Genomic DNA, 23390 nt, shown 5'->3' on the forward strand with positions numbered 1-23390 from the left:
GGGATCATCGAGCTGTGCCCGGGATGAACAAGCACAATATTGCACCAGGACACTTAGGGGAAACTTAACCGTCGGAAAAATGGTGCAGGAGCAATGCAGAGTCCCTAAGTTTCCCCTAATTTTTCAGGTGCATGCTTTCTGTTCTATGTACTCGACACTGCGATCTCCGGGCTCACCGCGTACGCCATCACGCATGCCATGGTGCATGCCACGACGCGTGCTCCACGCAGCAGGCATGGCAACGCTGGCATTGCTTTCTGCCGCCCTGCTCTCATCCTGCGCATTGGCACCTGTCGCCGAGCCATCCGCCGCTCATTCGCCACCTGCAGCACGGGTGACCGTAGCGCTTGCTCAAGCGCCGTCACCGGCTGTCGATCATGAAGTGCCCGCTCTGCAGTCCGCGCCGCAAGCAGCGCCTCCGGAGCAAACACCCCACGAGTTCGACAAGACAGCAGCATTGCGCACCTGGGTCGAGCAGCAACGGCGCATCTACGAGGTTGCAGCACCCTTGCTGATCAAAAACACGGAGCTGTGCCCTCGACACGCCCGGCAGGTTCTCGGATTTACCGCGAAGAACATGTTTTCCTATTCCGATGCGTTCATCGATGCGGCCAGGTCCGCGCTCGGATTGGGCGACGAATTGCAGATCATGACCGTGCTTCCGGGGAGCGGCGCGGAGCAGGCCGGGTTGCGCAAGGGCGATGCACTCCTCGCCGTCGAAATCGAGCCGGTGCCGGCAGGGCCGAACGCGGAGAGCGCGGCGGCAGAGTTGATCGGTTCCGAGATGCGCAGCAGGACGAGCCTGCACCTGGTGATTCGGCGTGACGGCCAGCGCATCGCAGTCGATGTTCCCCTGACGCCCGCGTGCGCCATGGCGATCGATCTCGGAAACACTGCGGAGCCGATCGCGCTTGCCGATGGCCACCGGGTGATGGTGACGCGCGGCATGCTCGATTTCGTGCAGTCTGATGAAGAGCTTGCTTACGTTCTTGCGAGGGAAATCGCACGCAATGAAACCATGACGACGTATCGCGCCGAAACGCGGGATCTCATCGATCACCTGCATGCCATCGACGCCGGCGCCACGTCAGGCGGCTTCCCGGCAGATGTGCTCGACGCGGCGCGGTCGTACGCATCCGATGTGGACGCCGATACCGCAAAGCTGGCGCTCTACATGCTCGCTCGCGCCGGCTTCGGCATTGAAGGCTTTCAGGCTTTCTGGCAGCACCTGGCGATGGGCGCGACCGACGGGGGCAGCGGGGGCCGCGGCGATACTGTGCCTGCCCAGCCTCCCGTTGCGTTGCGGCTGAGTGCGCTGGAACAGGCAATACGGGATGTCGAATCAAAGATGGCAAGCGGACTTCCGCTGGTGCCCTGATGCATGCAGATTTTTTTTCACGACTGCATGAGGGCCGCCTGGCGTTCATGACGCCGAGGTCCTGAAATCCCCTCTTGTCCGGAGCTGTGAAGGTGTAAGTATTGGATCGCGGAAATGAGGGCCGGGAGATACACCCTGATCCTGTTTGTCACCATTCGGAAGAGTGGCGAACGATGCACTCCACAAGCATGGCTCAGGCGCGCTTCAACGGCCTTTGCGGCCCGCTTCCAGCAGTTGTGCCAGCTTTGCCGCCGACACTTCGCCAACGCGCGAAGCGACGAGTCTTCCGTCGGAATCGAACACCAGCGTCGTCGGCATCGCTGACGCGCCGGTTTGCTTCGCCACGGCGCCGTTCCGGTCCAGCATGACATTGCCAAGCGTCAGTCCCGTGGCATTGAGGAATTCTTTCACCGCCTCGCGCGGCTCGCCCTGGTTGGCGAAGACGAAAACCACATCCGGATTCGCCTGCTGTGCATCGCGCAGAACCGGCATTTCTCGCCGGCATGGTGGGCACCAGGTCGCCCACAGATTGATGACTATCGGTTTGCCGGAAAGAGAAACCAACTTTAGCGGCTTGCCATCCAGTCCTGCCAGTTCCACCTCCGGCAAGCGTCCCTGCATGGATGATGCGAGTAGCAGCGCCGTGCCGCCTGCCCACATGGACAAACCTGCAAACAGGGCAATGGCCAGCGGTTTCCGGGCCGCCTTGCGCAGGCGGAAAAGTAGTACTGCCGCAATCAGTGCCCCGGCGAGCCCGGCAAGGATGCTGAACCCACCGTCCCGCACATCAAGGATGGTCCACGGATTGCCGGCATAGTTCTTCCAGTAAGCAAGCAGGAATGCGCCTCGCCCTGCGACGAGACCCGCGCCAAGTACCAGCCAGAGCGAAATTTCGACGTTCACGCCCTGCTTGCGGGCGATCCAGTTACCGAGCCAGAACGTAAGGATGAGGGAGGCGATCATGATGACGGACGTCATCGGGAGCGCCAGCGGGCCCAGGTGGAGGGAGGTCATGAAGAAGTGACGATGAGGTCAGGGGACGCACCCCGAAGTCTCATCCCTTGCCTGCCATGAACCGGGCAAGTGCGCTTTTGTCCAGCGTTTGCCGGCCTTCGAGTTCCTTCCCGATCTTGCCGCACACCTCGCGGCACAGATCGACCGTGCTCTGATCCTTGATCCGGTAGTAGACCTGCGTGCCTTCCTTGCGCCGCGCCAACACCCCGTAGCGATACAGCATGTTGAGCTGGCGCGAGATGTTCGCCTGGGTCGATTCGACGTGCTGCACGATCTCGCCGACCGGACGTTCACCGTCGCACAAGGCATGCAGGATCTTTAGACGAGTAGGTTCCGAGAGCAAGGAGAAGTAATGCGATACCTCCTCGAACAAGGCATTCATCTGGTCCTGCCCAATATTCTTGTCCATTAAATCATTGTCTTCGCCGGTTTGAGAGACTCATATGTAATCAAAATTGGCGGCAAATTGCAAACGTTAGTGCAAATTCCCTTAGCACCCTGCGGTCTTCTTGAAGAACTTGCTATGGTTTTTGCCGCCCTCCTTGTCAAACTTGGCGCGGATTTCGTCACCCTCCACGATCCGCTTGTCCTTGAACTTGTCGAGGGTCAAGTCGTCGTTGACATCGACGTTGACCGATTCACCGGTCTTGTTGTCCTTGAGAGTGGCCACCGCCGACTTGCCGTCGGCGGCAAGCTTGATCTTCGTGACCGGGCCCACCACGGTGGCCGTCTGAGCCATGGCGGGTGGCACAAGCGCAAATGCACTGGCGGCGAGCAGGGTGGAGAGGATGATGCGCGATAGATGGGTTTTCATGGCAATTCCTTTGGGTTACAGACAGTTGTTCAGGTTAATGGGACGGTTTTCAGAACTTCACCTCGAAGGTGGCGTACAGGTTGTAGGCTTTTTCCAGTGGCGTCATGGTCATCATCTGCCCCCTCACGTCGGAAATCTTGACCGGGGCACCGACCCAGTTGTTGCTGCCGGTGTATTCAAAGTCGTAATACTGGAAGCCGACGCGGAAGAAGGCCTTGCTGAAGAAGGATGAGATCGGGCGGCGGTCTAGTTCCTGGATCAGATAGGTTTCGTACACATTGCCGCGTGTGCCGACCTTGGTGGTCCACATGTCATCGGCTGCAGGCGCGAAGGTGATCCAGTTCTTCGAACCGTGGTTGTACTCGAGGCCGATCTTGGTCCTGCTCGGCAGGTCATAGCGCAGCCCTGTGGCGAATGCCCAGCCGGTCTTGCTGGACGCTGCCTCCGGTGCGAAGAACGCACCGGTCAGCAGGCCCTGGAAGCCGAACTGCGCGGACACGTTCTGGTTGGGATGGGTGATGCTCGTTGCCACGTCCGCGAACCAGTTCAGGTCGCCTGACCCCACTTTCTTGAGCTTGCCCATTGCGCCGCCGCCGAACCAGTCGATGTCGCCGAGATTGGTTTTCGGTACGGTGTTGCCGAAGTATGTGTCGCGCATCGTCGGAGCGTCGAAAATATTGAATCCGCGGTTCCACTGCAACCAGGCCCGCAGCTTGTCCGTATCGATCGGAACGACTGAAATCCCGAGCATGTCGGTGTCGGAGATCGCATTGGCCGGCGTGGAGCGGAAGCCGCTTTCATAGCCGCGTCCGTAGCAAAGCTTGGCGTAGGCACCCGGCAGGGATTCGATATCGGGTGCCCATCCGAGGGTCATGCCGTCGAATGCATAATCGACCAGCAGCGAAGGCGTGCCGCCCTTGCCAGGGCCGGCGGTATTCTGCTTGAGGTTGCTGGGATAGCCGTTGGTGGACGGGCGGCGACCGACCGAGAACCAGATGTCCTGGTCGCCGATATTGCTCCATGTGCCATAGGCACGGTCGACATTCAGATAGCTGGTGGACGGGATGTGCCCGAGCGTACCGTCGAATACGCCGACGCGGTCCGCGAAATACGGGGCAGCCGCGCCGTTGGTCAGCGCGCCTTCATCCTGCGCGCCGAATACTTTGTACATCACCATGCGCGCGTTCACGCTCACGTCCTGCGTGGCCTTGGCGTTGAGGTCGAGACCGAAGCGGTTGGTGTAGAGCGTGGCGTTGTCCGGCTTGTAGCTTGGCACAGGAACCGCGAATGCGCCGATGCCTTGGATCAGGCCCGCGTTCTGCGGATTGGAAACGAATGCCACAGCCTGGTCATGCGTCTTCACCGCATTTATCGCTTGCGAGAAGCCCATCAGCGCTCCCAGCGCGCCGGCGGTGGACATGCCGCCCGCGGCAGGTGCACCGAAATAACTCGACGAACCGGCGGCGGTGGACGGATTGTTGAAGAAGTCCGCCTGCAGTTTCTGCTGCGCATTCGCAAAGGTCGCGTTGACATCGGTGAACGCCTTCGTTTGGCCACGCAGCGAATCCACCCGGAAGCGGTAATCGCCACCGACGGTGAGCCATTTGCCAATCGACTTGTCTTCCACCTTTTTGATCTGGCTCTTCAGCTCCTCGATCTGCACAGCGTCCGCGGTCCGCGCCGCCGCTTTTTCCTCATTCTGCTGCACTTGTTTCTTTAACTGCTCCAGTTCGCTTGACAGCGCCTCGATCTTCTTCAGGAGATCGGCGTCGGCCACGCCCGCCGCGAACGACGGAAATGCCAATCCCGATATCAACGCTGCCAGCACCCGTTTGGACATGGCGTGTTTCATTTTCTTCTCCCTCTGCGGTCATTCGACCGGTTGCGATTGAGCGTGCTCTTCGAGTTCATGCCAGCCGGTGATCATTGCCTTGATATGCGCGAGCGGCGTGTGCCCGGCCGTGGCGAGGTACATGTGGACGATCAGGAAAACAAGCGTCAGGAAGGCGGCCGCGGTGTGCACCAGCGCGATCGTGCCCAAGCTGAGCCCGGAGAGCACCGCAATGCCCGACTTGCCGGCCTCGTTGTAGAACAGGTAGAGCAATCCGCTCGCGCCAACCATGGGAAGGATGAGCATCTTGACCTTGAGATAGACCAGCCTTTGCAGCGGATTGTGCTTCTGTTCCGCGGTGACGTCGTACGGATGGGGTGCGCCGGTGAAGATGCCGTGCAGGTAGTACTGCATCATGGCGCCGACTTTGCGCATGGTCGGGATGTACTGCCGCCATTCGCCGGTCGTGAAGTGCCAGAAGATCGCAAACAGCCACAGCGTCATCAGTGCCCATGCGGCGGTCGAATGCAGATTGACAGCCTTGTCCCATCCTGCAAGGGCATACACGCCGTGGATTTCGAAGCCGGTCAGCAGCATCAGGCCGATGAGTGCCGCCTGTGCCCAATGCCAGAACCGCTCGAAGCGTTTGAACAGGTAAATGCGTGTCATGATGGTTTTCTCCCTTTATTTCCTGCGCATGAATGCGACGATCCGGCCAAGTCCGTGGAGCAGTACGCCTGCGAGCGCCAGCGCCGCGATGGCCCAGCCGACGCCATCGAGCCAGCCTGCGTGGTCGCGAGCACGGCCAGGGATGTAAATGCCGCTGATGTTCTCAAGCCGTCCGCCCGTTGCATGGCAGTCGACGCAGCTGAGCGCACTTCCCTTCGGTGCGACCATGTGGGTGATCGGCCAGGTGCTCTCCGTGCGGATAAAGTCGACCTTGCCCGAGAACGGCGCGTTGACGGCTGCCATACCGGCGGACACGGCCTTTTCCCAGTCCAGGTTGGTCCAGTAGGCGGTGTCGTCATTGCCGGCCAGGTGTGTCACGACCAGGGTCTTGTTGACCGGGTCATACGCCTGTTTGCCGCGGAATACCTTGACCGGCCAGATCATCGACTTGCCGTCGGCCGGGCTGCCTTCAAACCGGTTGACCTGCACCGGTTCGCTGGTCTTCTCAATCCTGTCACCCGGCAGCGTGTACTTCACCGTGCCGTTGAACCAAATGTATTCCGGCTTCACGTCCTCACCCCAGACGAAATCGCCCTTGATCCCCATGTAGGTGTCGTAACCGTCGTCATTCTTGACAACCAGCGGCTTGCCGTCCTTGCCACGCTTGCCTGCGGTCGACCAGTCCCAGGAAAGCTTGGTGGGAACGCCGCCGCGCGCGAACGACGGGATATGGCAGGTCTGGCAGGCGATCTTGTCGGTGTGATCGTTGAGCTTCGCATCCTTTTCATGCGGCGCCTGCCCATGACAGGACTGGCATGTCGTGAGGCCGGCGTGGCCGGTCTTGCCGCGCGGACGCGTGCCCTCCTTGTCCATCGCGGTGGGTGCATACCGGCTGCCGGGCACCTGGTGCGCTTCCGTCTTGTGGCAGGTGGCGCAGGTGAAATTGTTGCCTTTCCGGTCCATGTGGACGTCGAGCACCTTGCCTGGCGCTTCCAGCGAGCTGTCAAGGTCGCCGTGCTTCACGCCGTCACCGCCGCCGCCGTAGAAATGGCAGGCTCCGCACGTCTCACGCCGGGTGTTTCCGACGCGCTGCGCAATCTGCTTCAGGTCAAGGCCCTTGATGATCTTGCCGGAGCCAGGAGGAAATTCGGTGTCCCGTGTAACGACGTTCCCTGCAAGGCCGCCCGGCTTCTTGTACTTGCCCGTATTGTCATGGCAGACCAGGCAGTCGACGTTTTCCTCGGAGGTGAAATCGAAATTGCCATCCTTCATGCCGTAACCAATGTGACATGAGGCGCATGATGCGAGGTTGGATTGCGCGGAGGTGCAGAAATTGTTGATGATGTGGCGCTTTCCCAGTACCTGCCTGGTTCCCGGATTCCGGTATTCCCACTTCCAGTGCTGGGTGGCGTGAACCTGTTTTGCCGCTTCGGTATGGCAAGTCAGGCATGCCCGGGTGACCTCCGGACCGGACTTGAAGTCTTGCTGAAGCGCGGTGAACTTGCTGTGATCGGCGGTCGACGTCGATAATTTCGATGCCAGTCCGCTTGCCGCCTGGGCCAGTGTGATAAACATCGCAAGGCCGGTCGCGACCGTAAGTGCTCGAATACGCATGACTTTCCCCTCTAAAAAGCCGGACTGCGCGTCGATGCCCGAAGGTGCCTGTTTTCAATGCCTTCGTGCGCAATTAGTTATGTAGTTATGCTAACTATGGAAAGGAAAGGAGGTATACGGAAATTTTTATTTCGAATACGTGATATTCATGCACGAAATATCGCGGGCTTTGAGGGGGCTCATCCGGTGAGAGAACCCTGCAGATGGCAAGGCCGAGCCCGATGCCGCTGCAGAAACATGCGCTCCAGTCGCTTTTTCTTTCGGCACAGGCCCTATGATCCTGTGCATGTCCCCTCTGACCGAATCATGAGATATTGTTGAAGAACAATGTCGTTTCATTTAGGGTGAACAAGAGCATGTCCGCTGCGACTGAACACAGGGAGAGAAAGGCCATGCCGGCTTACGTCACCAAGGGATATCGATGAACCATCCGGAACTGCACCAGAAGACCTACCTTTTGCTGCTGACCATCGTCACCCTGGCATTCGGCTGGATACTCTGGCCGTTTTATGGCGCCTTGTTCTGGGCGGCAGTCATTGCGATCCTGTTCGAGCCGCTTTACCGGCAATTGCTGACCAGCATGCGTCAGAGACGCAATCTCGCCGCACTCACCACCCTGCTGCTCTTCCTGATCATCGTTATCTTTCCCCTCGCGCTCGTCACCGCAGTGCTCGCGCGCGAAGCAAATGCGATTTATCAGCAAATGCATTCCGGGAAGCTCGATTACGGCGCCTACTTCCAGCAGGTCATCAGCGCATTGCCGCCATGGATAACCAGCCTTCTCGACCGGTTCGACATGGGTGACATCACTTCGATCCAGAAGAAACTGTCTGCGGTGATGATGCAGGGCAGCCAGCTCATTGCGACGCAGGCGCTGAATGTCGGCCAGAACACATTCGAATTCATCGTCAGCTTCGGCATCATGCTGTACGTGATGTACTTCCTGCTGCGCGACGGCCGTGATCTCACGGCGCGCATCAGGCAGGCCATCCCCCTCGGCACGGACACGAAACGCTATTTCTTCAGCAAGTTCACGACGGTGATCCGTGCCACCGTGAAGGGAAACATCGTGGTCGCCATCGTGCAGGGCGCGTTCGGCGGAATCATGTTCTGGTTCCTCGGCATCCAGGCGCCGCTGCTGTGGGGCACGGTGATGGCCTTCCTGTCGCTGCTGCCGGCGGTAGGCACTGCCATGGTATGGGGCCCGGTCGCGATCTATTTACTGGTCACGGGCGAGATCCTGCAAGGACTCATCATGCTCGCCTTCGGCGTGCTCGTGATCGGGTTGGTGGACAATGTGCTGCGCCCGGTTCTCGTCGGCAAGGATACGCAGATGCCGGATTACGTCGTCCTGGTGTCGACCCTCGGCGGGATGGCCACGTTCGGCCTGCATGGATTCGTCATCGGCCCGGTGATCGCCGCACTGTTCATCGCGGCCTGGGACCTGTTCTCCACTGAAAGGGGAACGCCACCGGACGACCCGGTGTAATGGCGGGATGGCAAGGCGCTCGGAGGCACCTTGCGTGGGTCATGCAGCCTGTTGTGCTTGTGCCTCGTTCGAAAATTCTTCGAAGGCAGCGATGGCATTGGCGGAATACATCAGCGACGGACCGCCGCCCATGTAGACGGCCATGCCCAAGGCTTCCTCGACTTCCGCTTTGGTCGCACCGAGCCGCACCAGCGCCTGCATGTGGAAACCGATGCAGGCATCGCAATGCGCCGCGATGCCAAGCGCCAGCGCGATCAGTTCCTTCGTCTTCTTGTCGAGCGCGCCATCACGCGACGCCGCGCGCGCCAGTTCGCTGAATCCCTTCATCGTGTCCGGAATGTCCGCACGCAAGGTGGCGAGGTTTTTCGATACCGACTGGGTCAGTTCCTTGTAGTTGGGCGGAAATGTGCTCATGGATTTTTCCTCTCGCGCAGATGCTTATTTCTTCATGCGGCAGGTGCGCAGGCCGAACGGCAGGTAGGCCGGGCAGAAGCCGAACAGTCCGGTGGCGAGGGGAACCACGCCGATCCAGCCCCATGGGCCGATGGCGCCCAGCAGGCTCGCGCCGATCAGGCCAGCTCCGAGCACAACACGCAGTGCACGATCGATACCACCAACATTTGCATTCATTCACTTGCTCCCTCAGGTAAAAAACACACGATCAATCTGCGCGGCGGCACTTCTGGCAGGCAATGTCAGCGCCGCGATCTTGATTTCGCCACGGTCTGCACGAACGGCTGATGCTCGCGGGCGTGCTGTTCGAACTGGCGTGCGATGCTGCCGCACACGAGGTCGCACAGCTTGTAAACCGATTCATCGGCGATCCGATAATAGACGCTGGTGCCGCGATTCTCGCGTGCAACCAGTCCATGCTTGCTGAGAATCGCAAGGTGGCGCGAAATGTTCGCCGACGTGTATTCGCACAACTCCGCCAGCTCGCCGACGTTGCGCTCGCTGCTTCTCAGCAGGCTCAGGATGCGCAACCGGGTGGGCTCCGACAGGGCCTGGAAATAGGCCGCCACCTGGTCTAGTGCTTCCAGAGGTAGATCTTCCATATGCGGTACCAATGAACATTCAAAGTTCGTCATTGTGCCTCACTCACCGATTGCTGTACACATAATTGCTCATTAAGGTACTTGCGTATTTAATTAAACGGTTACATAATAGCACAGTGAAATTCAAATGCCAATCGAGCGTACATCGTCTCTATTCGACTCGAACGGCGTTTGCGGCAAATGCATTGGGAGAGAGAAATGTTGAGGAAAATCCTGTACGGCATCGTGATCGCGACAGCGCTTGCCCCGGCTGCCTGGGCCGGAGCGCAGGACGGCTTGCCGACGGCCACCGTCCAGTCCGCCGGGACGGCTGAAGCCGCGCCCTATGACGGCGTGGTGGAAGCCGTGCGTCAGACTGTGATGGCCTCGCAGGTACCGGGCGCCATCATTGCCCTGCCCGTCAAGGCTGGCGATGTCGTGAAGGAAGGCCAGGTCCTGGTGCGCATCGACGCTCGCGCCGCCGCGCAGAACAGCGCGGCAAGCGAAGCGCAGGTTCAGGCCGCGCGTGCCGCGCTCGAACTCGCGACCAAGGATTTTCAGCGCCAGCAGCAGCTCTACAAGAAGGAATACATCAGCCAGGCGGCGTTCGAACGTGCGGAATCGCAGTATCGCGCCACCTCCGCGCAGCTCAGGGCGCAGATCGCGCAGGCCAGCGCCGCCAGCATCCAGTCCGGTTTCTACACCGTCAAGGCGCCCTATGCGGGCGTCATTGCCGACGTGCCCGTGTCGCTCGGCGACATGGCCATGCCCGGCCGCCCACTACTGACCATCTACGCGCCGACCGCCCTGCGCGTGACCGCCTCCGTGCCGCAGACCGCGCTGGCGCGCGTCGCTGCCGGACAGCCTGTCAAGGTCGAATTGCCCGGCCTGCCGGCCGATCGCCAATGGATGACCATCCCGCAGTTGCAGGTGCTGCCGACCATCGATGCCGGTACGCATTCAGCGCAAGTGCGCGTCGATCTTCCGGCTGACGTGAAGGGTGTTACGCCGGGCATGTTTGCACGCGTATGGCTGCCCTCGCAGGGCGCTGGTTCGGGCCGTCTCTACGTACCGTCTTCCGCCGTCGTGCGCCGTGCTGAAATGACAGGGCTGTACGTCATCGACGCGAAGGGACAGGCGATACTGCGCCAGGTGCGAACCGGGCGCGTGGAAGGCGAGCGCATCGAGATCCTGAGCGGTGTCGCTGCCGGTGAGCGGGTCGTCCTCGATCCGCAGGCAGCGGCGCGCTCGCGCTAAGGAGCGACGATGAACACGCAACTCGGCATCTCCGGGCGCATCGCAGCCTTCTTCCAGAACGCGCGCATCACGCCGCTGCTCGCGCTGGCAGCACTGCTGCTCGGCGCCTTCGCCATCATGGTCACGCCGCGCGAAGAAGAACCGCAGATCAACGTCACCATGGCCAACGTGCTGATCCCCTTCCCCGGCGCCTCCGTGGGCGACGTGGAGCAGATGGTATCCACGCCCGCCGAGCAGGTTCTGTCGCAGATCGCCGGTGTCGAACATGTGATGTCCGTTTCGCGACCCGGCATCGCGGTGCTGACGGTGCAGTTCAAGGTCGGCGTGCCGCGCACCGAAGCGCTGGTGCGCCTGTACGACACCGTGCATGCGAACGCCGATTGGCTGCCCAAGGGATTGGGCGTGCTCGAACCGCTCATCAAGCCCAAGGGCATCGACGATGTTCCCATTGTCACCCTCACGCTCTTCAGCAAGAACACCGCTACCGGCGCCTACGATCTTGAACGCGTGGCGCATAGCATCGAAGCCGATCTCAAGCGCGTCCCGGGCACGCGCGAAGTCACGACCATCGGCGGCCCTGGCCGTGCGGTACTGGTTGAACTCGACCCGGCGCGCATGACCGGTTCCGGCGTGACCGTGTCCGACCTGCGCATGGCACTGCAAGCGGCCAATCTCGGCCTGCCGGTCGGCGAGCTGTTGTCGGGCAACCGCTCGGTCGCCGTCGAATCCGGACCTTTCCTTAAGGATGCGCGCGAGGTCGGCGAACTGGTGGTCGCGGCGCACGACGGCAAGCCGGTCTACCTGCAGGACGTCGCCACCGTCCGGGATGGCCCGCTGCCCGCCGCGCACTATGTCTGGCATGGCATCGCTGGCAAGAACGGTGGCGAATATCCGGCGGTGAGCATCGCCGTCACCAAGAAGCCGGGTGAGAACGCCATCGACGTCGCCAATGCGCTGATGCGCCGCGTCGATGTGCTGAAGAACACGGTCATTCCTGCCGATGTGCAGGTCGCCGAAACCCGCAATTACGGCGCGACGGCCAATGACAAGGCGCAGAAGCTGATCCAGAAGCTGCTCTTCGCCACGCTGTCGGTGGTGGCGCTGGTGTTCTTCGCGCTTGGCAGGCGCGAGGCCGCGATCGTCGGCACGGCCGTGATCCTGACGCTCACCGTAACGCTGTTCGCTTCCTGGGCTTGGGGGTTCACGCTGAACCGGGTGTCGTTGTTCGCATTGATCTTCTCCATCGGCATTCTCGTGGACGATGCCATCGTCGTCGTCGAGAACATCCACCGGCACCAGCAGCTGGAACCGGGCAAGCCGCTGCTGGAAATCATTCCGAAGGCGGTCGATGAAGTTGGCGGCCCGACCATTCTCGCCACGCTGACCGTGATTGCGGCGCTGCTGCCAATGGCATTCGTGAGCGGCCTGATGGGGCCGTACATGAGCCCGATCCCGATCAATGCGAGCATGGGCATGCTGCTCTCGCTGGCGATCGCATTCGCGATCACACCATGGCTGGCACGGATCTGGATGAAACCGGTGCACGGTGGTTCCGGCGACGAGGCCGCGCACCACGGCCTCTCTGCACGCCTCGCGCCGGTATTCAAGCGCATCTTCCGTCCCTTCCTTGACGACGTGCGCGGAAAGCGCAACCGCCGCCTGCTCGGCCTCGGTGTCGCCGGCCTGATCGCGCTCTCGATGGCATTGCCGGTCGCCGGCCTGGTGCTGCTCAAGATGCTGCCCTTCGATAACAAGTCGGAGTTCCAGGTGGTGGTCGACATGCCCGCGGGCACCCCGGTCGAACAGACCGCTGCTGTCCTGCATGAACTCGGCGCCTACCTCGCCACCGTCCCGGAGGTGACCGACTACCAGGCGTACGCCGGCACCGCGGCGCCGATCAACTTCAACGGGCTCGTACGCCAGTACTACCTGCGCGCGGGCGGCGACGTCGGCGACATCCAGGTCAACCTCGTGGACAAGCATCATCGCGATGAACAGAGCCATGCCATCGCCACGCGCCTGCGCCCGCCGCTGCAGCAGATAGGGAAGCGTTTCGGGGCAAACGTGAAGGTCGTGGAAGTCCCGCCGGGACCGCCGGTACTTTCGCCGATCGTTGCGGAGATCTACGGCCCCGAAGCCGTGGGACGCCAGCAGATGGCCAAGGCAGTGCGCGCGATCTTCGCGAAGACGCAAGGCGTGGTCGATATCGATGACAGCAGCATTGCCGCTGCGCCGAAGACACTCCTGCTGGTGGACCGTCGCAAGGCCGCGCTGCTCGGCGTGCCGCAGCAGGCCATCGTCAGCACGCTGCGCGCGGGGCTGGCCGGCGAATCGACCATCTATCTGCATGATGACAGCAAGTACCCTGCCGCGGCCACGCTGCAGCTGCCGGCCGACCGTCAGGGCGACCTCGACGCGCTGCTGCAACTGTCGGTTCGATCCGCCTCCGGCAAGCTGGTGCCGATCCGCGAGCTGGTGACGAAGAGCGATACCGTGCGCGAGCAGCCGGTCTATCACAAGGACCTGCTGCCGGTGAACTATGTGGTCGGCGACATGGCGGGCAAGGTGGACAGCCCCTTGTACGGCATGTTCGAAATGCGTTCGGAACTGAATGCACTCAGTACGCCGTCCGGCAACAAGATGACTGAGTACTTCATCCGACAACCGGACGATCCCTACCGCGGCTATGCCGCCAAGTGGGACGGCGAATGGCAGATCACCTACGAGACCTTCCGCGACATGGGTGCTGCCTATGCGGTCGGCCTGATCCTGATCTACCTGCTGGTGGTCGCACAGTTCGGATCCTACCTGACGCCGCTCATCATCATGGCGCCGATCCCGCTGACCATCATCGGCGTGATGCCCGGCCATGCGCTGCTCGGTGCGCAGTACACGGCAACCAGCATGATCGGCATGATCGCGCTGGCCGGCATCATCGTGCGCAATTCCATCCTGCTGGTGGACTTCATCAACCTGCAGGTGCGCGCAGGCATGCCGTTCAAGGACGCCGTCGTCAACTCGGCGGTCACGCGTGCGCAGCCCATCATGCTGACCGGACTGGCGGCAATGCTGGGCGCGTTCTTTATCCTGGATGATCCGATCTTCAACGGGCTGGCAATCTCGCTGATCTTCGGCATCCTGGTCTCCACCATGCTGACGCTGGTGGTGATTCCCCTGCTGTACTTCATTGCCTATCGCAATCGTTTGACCTTCATTACCCAACAAGGAGCTTGACCATGACTACCTGGCAACTGGTTCGCATCATCGCCGGCACTTTCATCCTGCTGTCGCTGGCCCTGGGCATTCCCGGCAGCCCGCTCTTCGTCAGCCAGTGGTGGCTCGCGTTCACCGCCTTCGTCGGCGCCAACCTGCTGCAGAGCGGCTTTACCAAGTGGTGCATGCTGGAGACCATCCTGCGCAAACTGGGCATCCAGCAAGGTTGCTGAGGAGGACAACATGCATCTCGTCTGTCCGGCATGCGCGGCCGTCAATCGCGTGCCCGAGGAGCGACTGCAGGACAATCCGGTGTGCGGCAAATGCGGTACAGCGCTGATGGCTGCCGAGCCGGTCAACCTCACCGACGCCACCCTGCCGGCCTTTGTGGCGAAGACGGAGCTGCCGGTGATGGTCGATTTCTGGGCCGACTGGTGCGGCCCCTGCAAGATGATGGCGCCGCAGTTCGCCGCCGCCGCGCGCCAGATGCCCGGCGTGCGCTTCGCCAAGGTGGATACTGAAGCCTGCCAGCGTGCCAGCATGGCTTACGGCATACGCAGCATCCCTACCCTGATCCTGTTCAGCGGCGGGCGCGAGATCGACCGCCTGTCGGGCGCCGTCCCGGCACAGGAACTGATCGGATGGGTGCGCAGCCATTTTGAGAAAGGCTGATCATGAAGTCCGCATCTCCTGCCCTGCCTTCCGTCCTGTTATCGGCGCTTTTGCTGGTGGCCTCGCAGGTCGCGCATGCGACGACGCTGCAAGAGGCATGGCAGGCCGCACAGCAGCACGACCGTGAGTTTGCCGCAGCACAGGCCGCGCACCAAGCGGGCGATGCACGTCGCGAGCAGGCGCGTGCCTTGTGGCGTCCCTCCGTCATGCTGAGCGCGACGGCTGGCAAGATGAGCAACGACACCCACACGACCGGGGCGCAGTTCGCGGCGCCGGGCTTCGGGCAGTCCAACGGCGTGAATTTCGACACCTCCATCGACACCGGCACCATGACGCGCTACACGCTGTCGGCGAAGCAGCCCTTGCTCAGCCGCGAGCGGCTGGCGCAGAGCCGGCAGCTGTCCCTGTCGGCCGATGTGGCGGAAGCGGAATGGCAGAATGCCCGCCAGTCGCTGATGCTGCGCGTGGCGGAACGCTATTTCGACGTGGTCGTGGCGTCGGAAAACCTGCGGTTGCTGCGGCAACAAGACAAGGCTGTCGAACGCACGTTCAACGAAGCCCGTGACCGCTACAAGCTCGGCTCCTCGCCAGTCACGGATACGCACGAGGCGCAGGCGCGCGCCGAGACAGTCAAGGCGCAAGTCCTCGCCGCGGAAACCGATTTGCAGATCAGGCAGATCGCGCTCACCGACCTGACCGGCATCGCACCGGACAGCATGGCGCTGATGCAGCCGGATGCCACTCCCGCACCGCAGGGGCTGCTGCCGCTCGACCACTGGCTCAAGGCGGCAGACCAGAATAACCCCGCCTTGCGCATGCAGGCAAAGAGCCAGGACGTGGCCGAAGAGGAAGCAGCGAAGCACAGCGCCGCCGGCGCGCCATCAGTAGACCTGGTCGCCCAGATGGGTCGTGACCGGCTGCATGGCAGCGGCGACTACGGCAGCGCGGAGAACACCAGCAGCAACCGAATGATCGGCGTGCAGCTCAACATTCCATTGTTCACCGGCGGCTATCGCAGCGCGAAGCATGAAGAGGCATTGCGCATGGTCGACAAGGCGCGTGCCGATGGCGACCACCTGCGCCAGCAGATCGCGCTGCAGACCCGCTCCGCATGGCTGGGCATCACGACCGGAGGCAGCCGCGTGGCGGCCCTGGAGCAGGCGCTCAAGGCCAGCCGGGCCCGGCTCGACGCAACACGCCTCGGCCGCGAGGTCGGCGACCGTACCACGCTCAATTTGCTCAATGCAGAAAGCGACACGACCGCCGCTGAACTCGCACTACTGCAGGCACGCGTCGCGCTCGTGATGGACCACCTGCGGCTTGCTGCGCTGGCGGGGAATCTTGACGAGAACGAACTGACGTCAGTGAGCCGTACAATCCAAGGCGCTACGACACAACGGTAGATCAGGATGTCCACGGAAAGCACGGAAGACACAGAAATCAATGGTGGTTTTCCGTGCCGTTCGTGGGGCACGCCGAGTGTTTTCCGTGGATGAGGGTTTTTCTGCCGTGGATGCCTCGCATCCGTCGGCATACTCTGTTGCGCTGACGCTTAAGTCGGCAGTTTTTTCTCGATGCCCTTCGCCATATTGAGATGGTGGGTGAGCATCTTGACGCCCTTCTCTGCCAATGACCTGATATCCGCGTCCTGCTCCTGTTCGGCATAGTGCCTGAAGACCTTGATGTCCTTTTCGTGGTCTTTCACGTTGTGCTCGATGAACTGTCGGTCGAAATCCTGACCGTTGAGCTTGGCCATTTCGGCGGTCGATGACTTGTCCTCCGAGGACACCTTCTTCGGCAGGTCGATTTTTTTGCGTGATGCCAGCTGCTCGATCTCGCGTCCCATCTGGCTGTGTTCATCGATCATCTGCTGTGCGAACACTTTCACCTGATCATTGGATGACTTCTGCAGGGCGAGTTCGCAGAGTTCGATTTCCGCCAGCGAATCCTGTGTTGCCTGCGCAAGAAATTCATTGCCTCCAGTCCCGGTAGACGGTGCCCTTTTCTCCCCGGTATCGGACAACTTTCCAAATGCCTGGCTGACGTCTGCAGGCGTCAGGAAGTCTTCGTCGGGCAATTGCTCAAGGGTGGAACAGACGTTTTCATCGGCACCCAGGCTCTTTGCGTTATCGATCAATGCCTGTTTGTTCGCCGGATAATCGACTCCCTTGAGGAATTTTTGAAGCTGGATAGGATTGACATGGGCCATCACATTCTCCTGTGCAAAGTGGAAGCGGAACAGGCACGCCGCCCGCCCCGAAGGAAATGTGTGACCGTTTTTGCCAGAGCTGGTTGCAGCGACGGCGTGTGCCAGTTGGGCTCCGCGGAAACAAAAAGGGCTCGGCAGCAGAATTGGTGGGGGCAGAGAGAAAAAAATGCTGTTCCAGGAAAAACCACCCGAAAAATGCGCCTCGTCATCACTGTTCACACATATACATCAGCCACTTGGCGCTCGGTGCGGGCGAAACGCCAACCGACAGATTCTGCAGACGAGGCACAAAAAAAGGCAGGGCCCGTATCACGAGCCCTGCCTTGCACTCTTGCCGTTCCGCGCATGTTTCTTTGCGCGGAGCGAGCAGTCAGCGTCAGACCTTGACGGTATCCGCCACTTCGCGGAATTCGTCGATCTGGTCGAAGTTCATGTACTTGTAGATGTTCGACGCGTTCTTGTCGATTACGCCGATATTCGCCATGTACTCTTCCTTCGTCGGGATCTTGCCCAGCATCGCGCACACTGCGGCCAGTTCGGCGGAGCCGAGATAGACGCGGGTATCGAGGCCGAGACGGTTCGGGAAGTTGCGCGTCGAAGTCGACATCGCGGTGGAACCCTTGCGGATCTGTGCCTGGTTACCCATGCACAGCGAGCAGCCCGGCAATTCCATGCGAGCACCGGCACGACCGAGGTTGCCGTAGTGGCCTTCGGAGGTCAGCACTTGCTGGTCCATCTTGGTCGGCGGAGCGATCCACAGGCGGACCGGAAGGTCGGTCTTGCCTTCGAGGAGCTTGGACGCAGCGCGGAAGTGGCCGATGTTGGTCATGCACGAACCGACGAACACTTCGTCGATCTTGTCGCCAGCGACGTCGGCCAGGGTCTTCACATCGTCCGGGTCGTTCGGGCAGGCCACGATCGGTTCCTTGATGTCGGCCAGGTCGATCTCGATCACTGCGGCGTATTCGGCGTCGGCGTCGGCCTTGAGCAGCTGCGGGTTCGCGATCCAGGCTTCCATCGCCTTGATGCGGCGCTCCAGCGTGCGCTTGTCCTGGTAGCCGTTCGCGATCATCCACTTCATCAGGGTGATGTTCGAGTTCATGTACTCGGTAATCGGCTCCTTGTCGAGGTGGACCGTGCAGGCAGCGGCGGAACGCTCGGCCGATGCGTCGGACAGCTCGAATGCCTGTTCGACCTTCAGCTTCGGCAGGCCTTCGATTTCGAGGATGCGGCCGGAGAAGATGTTCTTCTTGCCCTTCTTCTCGACGGTCAGCAGGCCTTGCTTGATCGCGTACAGCGGGATCGCGTTGACCAGGTCACGCAGCGTGACGCCCGGTTGCAGGTCGCCCTTGAAGCGCACCAGCACCGATTCCGGCATGTCGAGCGGCATCACGCCGGTGGCAGCCGCGAACGCGACCAGGCCGGAACCTGCCGGGAAGGAAATGCCGATCGGGAAACGCGTGTGCGAGTCGCCGCCGGTGCCGACGGTGTCGGGCAACAGCAGACGGTTCAGCCAGGAGTGGATCACGCCGTCGCCAGGACGCAGCGAGACGCCGCCGCGGTTGGCGATGAAGGTCGGCAGTTCGCGGTGCATCTTCACGTCCACCAGCTTCGGATAAGCGGCGGTATGGCAGAAGGATTGCATCACCAGGTCGGCGGAGAAGCCGAGGCAGGCCAGATCCTTCAGTTCGTCGCGGGTCATCGGACCGGTGGTGTCTTGCGAGCCAACCGTGGTCATCTTCGGTTCGCAGTAGGTGCCCGGGCGGATGCCCGTGCCTTCCGGCAGACCGCAGGCGCGGCCGACCATCTTCTGCGCCAGCGTGAAGCCCTTGTGGGTATCGGCCGGGTTTTGCGGCAGGCGGAACAGCGTGGACGGAGCCAGGCCGAGCGCTTCGCGCGCCTTTGCGGTCAGGCCGCGGCCGATGATCAGCGGAATGCGGCCGCCGGCGCGCACTTCGTCGAACAGCACGTCGGACTTGACCTTGAATTCAGCGATAACTTCGCCATTCTTCAGTGCCTTGCCTTCGAACGGACGCAGTTCGATCACGTCGCCCATGTCCATCTTGGACACGTCGAGTTCGATCGGCAGTGCGCCGGCATCTTCCATCGTGTTGTAGAAAATCGGAGCGATCTTGTTGCCGAGGCAGACGCCGCCGAAACGCTTGTTCGGGATGAAGGGAATGTCTTCGCCGGTGAACCACAGCACGGAGTTGGTCGCGGACTTGCGGGAAGAACCGGTGCCGACCACGTCGCCGACATAGGCGACCAGGTTGCCCTTGGCCTTCAGCGCTTCAATCTGCTTGACGGGGCCAACCTTGCCCGGTTCGTCGGCATTGATGCCCGGACGCGGGTTCTTCAGCATGGCCAGCGCGTGCATCGGGATATCCGGACGGGTGGTGGCATCCGGTGCGGGCGACAGGTCGTCGGTGTTGGTTTCGCCGGTGACCTTGAACACGGTGAGCGTCAGGCTCTGCGGGACTTCCGGACGGGAGGTGAACCACTCTGCGTCGGCCCAGGACTGGATCACGCCCTTGGCGTTGGCGCTGCCCTTGTCGGCCAGTTCCTTCACGTCGTGGAAGTAATCGAACATCAGCAGGGTCTTCTTCAGACCTTCTGCGGCGACGGTGCCCACTTCGGCGTCGTTGAGCAGGTCGATCATCGGCTTGATGTTGAAGCCGCCGAGCATCGTGCCGAGCAACTGGGTTGCGGTCGTGCGCGAAATCAGCGCGCAGGTTTCAGTGCCCTTGGCGACTTTTTCCAGGAACGCGGCCTTGATCTTCGCAGCGTCATCCACACCGGCGGGAACACGGTGGGTGAGCAGGTCGACCAGGAACTTTTCCTCGCCAGCAGGCGGGTTCTTCAGCAGCGCCACCAGCTCTTCTGTCTGTTTTGCGGACAGGGCCAGCGGCGGGATGCCGAGCGCGGCGCGTTCGGCGACGTGTTGACGGTAGGCTTCTAACATGTTGTTCCGATCAGTTGGTTTGTTGGAAAACTCGTGTCCTCGTTCCACGCTGAGGCAAATGGACGCAGGCCAGTCATCATTATACTTGCGATGGAACAAGTCTTCTATAAGATAGAAGACTTTATTTGCGCAAATCGCATTGCAAAAATAATAATTCGTCCGGGAAATAGTGTTCCCGGCGAATTTTCCTGTCGCCGCCCCATTCCGATCGTTACAGCGATTCACCGGCAAGCTTGCGCCTTGGTGTCTGACAAACTCCCTTCCGAATATTCTGGAAAAATTCCCGTTTCAAGGGCCATAATCGAATTTTCTTGCCAATCGGGAAATGCCATGCCTTACATGTTGCTCATCATCGAACCCGTCGGCCAGCGTCAGGCGCGCAGCGAAGCCGAAGGACGCGAAGCCTACGCCCGCATGACGCGTTTTGCGGCAGGCCTGCAGGAGAAAGGCCTGCTGCTCGGCGCGGAATCGCTCAGCCCGCTGACGACGGCCGCCCGTGTCCAGGCGCGCGATGGCAAGGCGCGAGTGCTGGACGGCCCGTTTGCGGAGGCGAAGGAAATGATCGGCGGATTTTTCCTCCTCGACTGCGCTACCCGCGAGGAGGCTGTCGACATCGCGACGCAATGTCCCGCTGCGGAATGGTGCACGGTCGAAGTGCGCAGCCTTGCGCCCTGTTACGAGCATTGAATCCGGGCGCAGAGATTTTTTCACCCGGCCTGTCGATTTCGCCGGGCTTCGTTCGTCGTACTCATGACGGCCCGATTTCGCGGACCGCACAGACAAGGAGAAACGAACATGCGCTACATGATCATTGTGAAGGCCAGCCCGCGTTCCGAAGCCGGTGACATGCCCGAGGAAAAGCTGATCGCCCAGATGGCCGCCTACCACGAAGAACTTGCCAAGGCCGGCGTGCTGCTGGATGCCTCCGGCCTGCAACCGAGTTCGAAGGGCTGGCGTGTCCATTACAAGGACGGGCGGCGTGCGGTCGTGGACGGACCTTTCACCGAGAGCAAGGAGCTTATCGCCGGATACACCATCATCCAGGTGCGCTCGCGCGACGAAGCGCTGGAATGGACGCGGCGCTTCCCGGCCCCGCACGGCGAGGATGTCGAGACCCATATCGAGGTCAGGCAGATGTTCGAGCTGGACGACTTCCCGCCCAGCGAAGCGGTCGAGCAGTTCCGCCAGCTCGGCGTCGGCCAGCAGTGAGGCGCGCCATCCACCACGTTCACAGCGAAGGATTACGATGAATACGCAAATCTATGTCAACCTCCCGGTCCGGAACCTCGAGCGCACGAAGGAATTTTTCACCAGTCTCGGTTTCGGCTTCAATCCCCAGTTCACCAATGACCAGGGCGCTTGCATGGTGGTGTCCGACGACATCTATGTGATGCTGCTGACCGAGCCCTTCTTCCAGACCTTTACCGGCAAGCCGGTCGCGGATGCGAATAAGGTGACCGAAGTGCTGGTCTGCCTGTCCTGCGAAAGCCGGCAGAAAGTGGATGATCTGGTCGCGAGGGCAGTCGCTGCCGGCGGCGCCGCGCCGCGTCCGCCGCAGGACCATGGCTTCATGTATGGCCACGGCTTCGAAGACCTCGACGGCCACATCTGGGAGCTGGTTTACATGGATGCCTCTGCCGCGGGCAAGACCTGATGCATTCTGCCGTCCACCAGGCGATCGATGCGGTATGGCGCATCGAGTCGGCCAAGATCATTGCCGGCGTCGCGCGCATGGTGTGGGATGTCGGGCTGGCCGAAGAACTGGCGCAGGACGCGTTGGTGGCCGCGCTCGAGCACTGGCCGGCAGATGGCGTGCCCGACCGGCCCGGCGCATGGCTGATGGCAACAGCGAAGAACCGTGCGCTCGACCGCCTGCGCCATCGCAAGCTGGCCGACAGCAAGCTGGAGCAACTGGGGCATGAGCTCGATGCGCGGGAGGCCTTGATCGTGCCGGATTTCGTGGATGATCTCGACGCCGCGCGCTCGGATGACATCGGCGACGACCTGCTGCGCCTGATCTTCACCGCATGCCATCCGGTCCTGCCGACGGAGGCTCGCGTGGCGCTGACGCTCAGGCTGCTCTGCGGCCTGACGACGCATGAAATTGCGCGCGCCTTCCTCGTGCCCGAGCCGACGATTGCACAACGTATCGTCCGCGCCAAGAAAAGCCTGAGGGATGCGCGCGTTCCTTACGAAGTGCCGCGCGGCGATGCGCTGCAGGAGCGGCTCGCCTCGGTGCTCGAGGTGGTCTACCTGGTATTCAACGAGGGGTACACCGCTACCAGCGGCGACGACTGGATGCGACCCGTGCTGATGGACGAGGCCCTGCGCCTGGGGCGCGTGCTGGCCGAACTGGCACCGTCCGAGCCGGAGGTGCACGGACTGGCGGCACTGATGGAGCTGCAGGCATCACGCGCAAAAGCCCGCATCGATGCCGCGGGGCAGCCGGTGCTCCTGCTTGAACAGGACCGGTCGCGCTGGGACCATCTGCTCATCCGGAGAGGACTGGCGGCGCTCCATCGCGCCGAGGCCCTCGATGGAACGCCGGGCCCCTACACCTTGCAGGCGGCCATCGCGGCATGCCATGCGCGTGCAGCGACGCCGACGGAGACGGACTGGATCCGGATCGCCGACCTGTATGCGGCACTTGCCCAAGCGGCACCCTCGCCCGTTGTCGAACTCAACCGCGCAGTCGCCGTTGCCATGGCCTTTGGCCCGGCAGCGGGACTGGAAATTATTGATGCCTTGATCGGGGAGCGGTCGCTGCAGTCCTATCACTGGCTGCCGAGCGTGCGCGGCGATCTTCTGGCGCGTCTCGGACGTACGGAGGAAGCAAGCGCTGAATTCGAGCGTGCGGCGCAGATGGCGGGCAATGCAAAAGAGCGTGAACTGTTGCTTAAGCGTGCCCGTGCTATGGACGGTGGTGGATCCGGGCGCGATCAGTACGGAAAAGAAGCGTAGGGAGGACGGCTCAAACCCGACCGGTTCAGCATCAGTTTGTTTTCATCTTGCGAATGACCAGCGCCTTATCAGGCTCCTTTCCCTTCAAGGGCGCCCGGCGCAGGGGAGAGGTTGGGATGGGGGCGGGTTTTACGGAGATGGCCCAACCCATCCCCACCCTAACCCTCCCCCTACGCCGGGCGCCTTTGAAGGGGAGGGAACACGGGGGGAAGCCGCCTCAGTATCGCGTCAGTCAGCAATGTGCCGGACACCATTGGGGAGGGAGAGTGCAGC

22 protein-coding genes are annotated in these 23390 nt (G+C 61.6%); 11 read left to right on the forward strand and 11 right to left on the reverse strand.

All coding sequences use genetic code 11. The annotated features are described in order from the left end of the window. The first annotated feature begins 235 nt into the window (after positions 1 to 235). Complete coding sequence (locus tag VJ698_RS07185; protein WP_324102035.1) at positions 236 to 1378, forward strand: peptidase M48; 1143 nt, start codon at positions 236 to 238, stop codon at positions 1376 to 1378. 204 nt (positions 1379 to 1582) lie between these two features. Here the strand turns inward: VJ698_RS07185 and VJ698_RS07190 are convergent, their stop codons facing one another. The 6 genes from VJ698_RS07190 to VJ698_RS07215 all read right to left on the reverse strand — a co-directional run bounded on the left by VJ698_RS07190 (position 1583) and on the right by VJ698_RS07215 (position 7320). Next, entirely contained in the window at positions 1583 to 2392 is an 810-nt protein-coding gene (locus VJ698_RS07190) for a TlpA disulfide reductase family protein (RefSeq protein ID WP_324102036.1), read from the reverse strand. Positions 2393 to 2432: 40 nt separating this feature from the next. Next, positions 2433 to 2801, reverse strand: coding sequence for a metalloregulator ArsR/SmtB family transcription factor (locus VJ698_RS07195; protein WP_324102037.1), 369 nt, complete (start codon positions 2799 to 2801; stop codon positions 2433 to 2435). 81 nt (positions 2802 to 2882) lie between these two features. After that, positions 2883 to 3206 (reverse strand): hypothetical protein, encoded by a 324-nt coding sequence (locus VJ698_RS07200; RefSeq protein ID WP_324102038.1) that lies wholly within the window; start codon positions 3204 to 3206, stop codon positions 2883 to 2885. A 49-nt stretch (positions 3207 to 3255) separates the two neighbouring features. Beyond that, positions 3256 to 5058: a DUF3373 domain-containing protein gene (locus tag VJ698_RS07205; RefSeq protein ID WP_324102039.1), complete on the reverse strand. Its 1803-nt coding sequence runs from the start codon at positions 5056 to 5058 to the stop codon at positions 3256 to 3258. An 18-nt stretch (positions 5059 to 5076) separates the two neighbouring features. After that, complete coding sequence (locus VJ698_RS07210) at positions 5077 to 5706, reverse strand: cytochrome b/b6 domain-containing protein (protein ID WP_324102040.1); 630 nt, start codon at positions 5704 to 5706, stop codon at positions 5077 to 5079. A 15-nt stretch (positions 5707 to 5721) separates the two neighbouring features. Further along, positions 5722 to 7320: a tetrathionate reductase family octaheme c-type cytochrome gene (locus VJ698_RS07215; RefSeq protein WP_324102041.1), complete on the reverse strand. Its 1599-nt coding sequence runs from the start codon at positions 7318 to 7320 to the stop codon at positions 5722 to 5724. Positions 7321 to 7741: 421 nt separating this feature from the next. On the opposite strand from VJ698_RS07215, the gene VJ698_RS07220 reads away from it, so the two are divergent. Then, entirely contained in the window at positions 7742 to 8809 is a 1068-nt protein-coding gene (locus VJ698_RS07220; RefSeq protein ID WP_324102042.1) for an AI-2E family transporter, read from the forward strand. A gap of 39 nt (positions 8810 to 8848) precedes the next feature. Here the strand turns inward: VJ698_RS07220 and VJ698_RS07225 are convergent, their stop codons facing one another. The 3 genes from VJ698_RS07225 to VJ698_RS07235 all read right to left on the reverse strand — a co-directional run bounded on the left by VJ698_RS07225 (position 8849) and on the right by VJ698_RS07235 (position 9864). After that, entirely contained in the window at positions 8849 to 9223 is a 375-nt protein-coding gene (locus VJ698_RS07225) for a carboxymuconolactone decarboxylase family protein (protein ID WP_324102043.1), read from the reverse strand. 24 nt (positions 9224 to 9247) lie between these two features. Beyond that, the gene (locus VJ698_RS07230; protein WP_324102044.1) at positions 9248 to 9439 is read right to left on the reverse strand and encodes a DUF2892 domain-containing protein; all 192 of its coding nucleotides are present in this window, start codon (positions 9437 to 9439) and stop codon (positions 9248 to 9250) included. Positions 9440 to 9504: 65 nt separating this feature from the next. After that, positions 9505 to 9864: a metalloregulator ArsR/SmtB family transcription factor gene (locus tag VJ698_RS07235; protein ID WP_324102045.1), complete on the reverse strand. Its 360-nt coding sequence runs from the start codon at positions 9862 to 9864 to the stop codon at positions 9505 to 9507. Positions 9865 to 10062: 198 nt separating this feature from the next. Between VJ698_RS07235 and VJ698_RS07240 the strand changes: the two genes are divergently transcribed. From VJ698_RS07240 to VJ698_RS07260, 5 genes are read left to right on the forward strand one after another with little or no spacing between them, the layout of a single operon-like run. Further along, the gene (locus VJ698_RS07240; protein WP_324102046.1) at positions 10063 to 11100 is read left to right on the forward strand and encodes an efflux RND transporter periplasmic adaptor subunit; all 1038 of its coding nucleotides are present in this window, start codon (positions 10063 to 10065) and stop codon (positions 11098 to 11100) included. Positions 11101 to 11109: 9 nt separating this feature from the next. Next, positions 11110 to 14334 (forward strand): efflux RND transporter permease subunit, encoded by a 3225-nt coding sequence (locus tag VJ698_RS07245; RefSeq protein WP_324102047.1) that lies wholly within the window; start codon positions 11110 to 11112, stop codon positions 14332 to 14334. A 2-nt stretch (positions 14335 to 14336) separates the two neighbouring features. Then, on the forward strand, positions 14337 to 14546 hold the full coding sequence (locus tag VJ698_RS07250; protein WP_324102048.1) for a DUF2892 domain-containing protein: 210 nt from the start codon (positions 14337 to 14339) through the stop codon (positions 14544 to 14546). 10 nt (positions 14547 to 14556) lie between these two features. Then, positions 14557 to 14985 carry a thioredoxin TrxC gene (gene trxC, locus VJ698_RS07255; RefSeq protein WP_324102049.1) on the forward strand — a complete coding sequence of 143 codons (429 nt, stop codon included), beginning with the start codon at positions 14557 to 14559 and terminating at the stop codon, positions 14983 to 14985. Positions 14986 to 14987: 2 nt separating this feature from the next. Then, a complete protein-coding gene (locus VJ698_RS07260) occupies positions 14988 to 16388 on the forward strand; it encodes a TolC family outer membrane protein (RefSeq protein ID WP_324102050.1) in 1401 nt (466 codons plus the stop codon). Between the two features lie 149 nt (positions 16389 to 16537). Here VJ698_RS07260 and VJ698_RS07265 read toward each other — a convergent pair whose 3' ends face one another. Continuing rightward, on the reverse strand, positions 16538 to 17413 hold the full coding sequence (locus VJ698_RS07265; RefSeq protein ID WP_324102051.1) for a DUF4142 domain-containing protein: 876 nt from the start codon (positions 17411 to 17413) through the stop codon (positions 16538 to 16540). 157 nt (positions 17414 to 17570) lie between these two features. Continuing rightward, positions 17571 to 20156 (reverse strand): bifunctional aconitate hydratase 2/2-methylisocitrate dehydratase, encoded by a 2586-nt coding sequence (locus tag VJ698_RS07270; RefSeq protein WP_324102052.1) that lies wholly within the window; start codon positions 20154 to 20156, stop codon positions 17571 to 17573. A gap of 330 nt (positions 20157 to 20486) precedes the next feature. On the opposite strand from VJ698_RS07270, the gene VJ698_RS07275 reads away from it, so the two are divergent. The 4 genes from VJ698_RS07275 to VJ698_RS07290 all read left to right on the forward strand — a co-directional run bounded on the left by VJ698_RS07275 (position 20487) and on the right by VJ698_RS07290 (position 23117). Then, positions 20487 to 20843, forward strand: coding sequence for a YciI family protein (locus tag VJ698_RS07275; RefSeq protein ID WP_324102053.1), 357 nt, complete (start codon positions 20487 to 20489; stop codon positions 20841 to 20843). A gap of 108 nt (positions 20844 to 20951) precedes the next feature. Further along, positions 20952 to 21365, forward strand: coding sequence for a YciI family protein (locus VJ698_RS07280; protein WP_324102054.1), 414 nt, complete (start codon positions 20952 to 20954; stop codon positions 21363 to 21365). A 37-nt stretch (positions 21366 to 21402) separates the two neighbouring features. After that, a complete protein-coding gene (locus VJ698_RS07285) occupies positions 21403 to 21810 on the forward strand; it encodes a VOC family protein (protein ID WP_324102055.1) in 408 nt (135 codons plus the stop codon). After that, positions 21810 to 23117 (forward strand): RNA polymerase sigma factor, encoded by a 1308-nt coding sequence (locus VJ698_RS07290; RefSeq protein WP_324102056.1) that lies wholly within the window; start codon positions 21810 to 21812, stop codon positions 23115 to 23117. Before VJ698_RS07285 ends, VJ698_RS07290 begins: the two co-directional genes overlap by 1 nt. The last annotated feature ends 273 nt before the right edge of the window (positions 23118 to 23390 follow it).

The sequence above is a fragment of the Noviherbaspirillum sp. genome (assembly GCF_035254685.1).
Taxonomy (GTDB): domain Bacteria; phylum Pseudomonadota; class Gammaproteobacteria; order Burkholderiales; family Burkholderiaceae_D; genus Noviherbaspirillum.

What these genes read in the sequence shown, in the direction of transcription:
- VJ698_RS07290 (WP_324102056.1), top strand. Translation starts at nt 21,810, where the DNA reads ATGCATTCTGCCGTCCACCAGGCGATCGATGCGGTATGGCGCATCGAG.
- trxC (WP_324102049.1), top strand. Translation starts at nt 14,557, where the DNA reads ATGCATCTCGTCTGTCCGGCATGCGCGGCCGTCAATCGCGTGCCCGAG.
- VJ698_RS07260 (WP_324102050.1), top strand. Translation starts at nt 14,988, where the DNA reads ATGAAGTCCGCATCTCCTGCCCTGCCTTCCGTCCTGTTATCGGCGCTT.
- VJ698_RS07190 (WP_324102036.1), bottom strand. Translation starts at nt 2,392, where the DNA reads ATGACCTCCCTCCACCTGGGCCCGCTGGCGCTCCCGATGACGTCCGTC.
- VJ698_RS07230 (WP_324102044.1), bottom strand. Translation starts at nt 9,439, where the DNA reads ATGAATGCAAATGTTGGTGGTATCGATCGTGCACTGCGTGTTGTGCTC.
- VJ698_RS07220 (WP_324102042.1), top strand. Translation starts at nt 7,742, where the DNA reads ATGAACCATCCGGAACTGCACCAGAAGACCTACCTTTTGCTGCTGACC.
- VJ698_RS07245 (WP_324102047.1), top strand. Translation starts at nt 11,110, where the DNA reads ATGAACACGCAACTCGGCATCTCCGGGCGCATCGCAGCCTTCTTCCAG.
- VJ698_RS07280 (WP_324102054.1), top strand. Translation starts at nt 20,952, where the DNA reads ATGCGCTACATGATCATTGTGAAGGCCAGCCCGCGTTCCGAAGCCGGT.
- VJ698_RS07240 (WP_324102046.1), top strand. Translation starts at nt 10,063, where the DNA reads ATGTTGAGGAAAATCCTGTACGGCATCGTGATCGCGACAGCGCTTGCC.
- VJ698_RS07205 (WP_324102039.1), bottom strand. Translation starts at nt 5,058, where the DNA reads ATGAAACACGCCATGTCCAAACGGGTGCTGGCAGCGTTGATATCGGGA.
- VJ698_RS07195 (WP_324102037.1), bottom strand. Translation starts at nt 2,801, where the DNA reads ATGGACAAGAATATTGGGCAGGACCAGATGAATGCCTTGTTCGAGGAG.
- VJ698_RS07285 (WP_324102055.1), top strand. Translation starts at nt 21,403, where the DNA reads ATGAATACGCAAATCTATGTCAACCTCCCGGTCCGGAACCTCGAGCGC.
- VJ698_RS07270 (WP_324102052.1), bottom strand. Translation starts at nt 20,156, where the DNA reads ATGTTAGAAGCCTACCGTCAACACGTCGCCGAACGCGCCGCGCTCGGC.
- VJ698_RS07275 (WP_324102053.1), top strand. Translation starts at nt 20,487, where the DNA reads ATGCCTTACATGTTGCTCATCATCGAACCCGTCGGCCAGCGTCAGGCG.
- VJ698_RS07235 (WP_324102045.1), bottom strand. Translation starts at nt 9,864, where the DNA reads ATGGAAGATCTACCTCTGGAAGCACTAGACCAGGTGGCGGCCTATTTC.
- VJ698_RS07185 (WP_324102035.1), top strand. Translation starts at nt 236, where the DNA reads ATGGCAACGCTGGCATTGCTTTCTGCCGCCCTGCTCTCATCCTGCGCA.
- VJ698_RS07215 (WP_324102041.1), bottom strand. Translation starts at nt 7,320, where the DNA reads ATGCGTATTCGAGCACTTACGGTCGCGACCGGCCTTGCGATGTTTATC.
- VJ698_RS07225 (WP_324102043.1), bottom strand. Translation starts at nt 9,223, where the DNA reads ATGAGCACATTTCCGCCCAACTACAAGGAACTGACCCAGTCGGTATCG.
- VJ698_RS07200 (WP_324102038.1), bottom strand. Translation starts at nt 3,206, where the DNA reads ATGAAAACCCATCTATCGCGCATCATCCTCTCCACCCTGCTCGCCGCC.
- VJ698_RS07210 (WP_324102040.1), bottom strand. Translation starts at nt 5,706, where the DNA reads ATGACACGCATTTACCTGTTCAAACGCTTCGAGCGGTTCTGGCATTGG.
- VJ698_RS07250 (WP_324102048.1), top strand. Translation starts at nt 14,337, where the DNA reads ATGACTACCTGGCAACTGGTTCGCATCATCGCCGGCACTTTCATCCTG.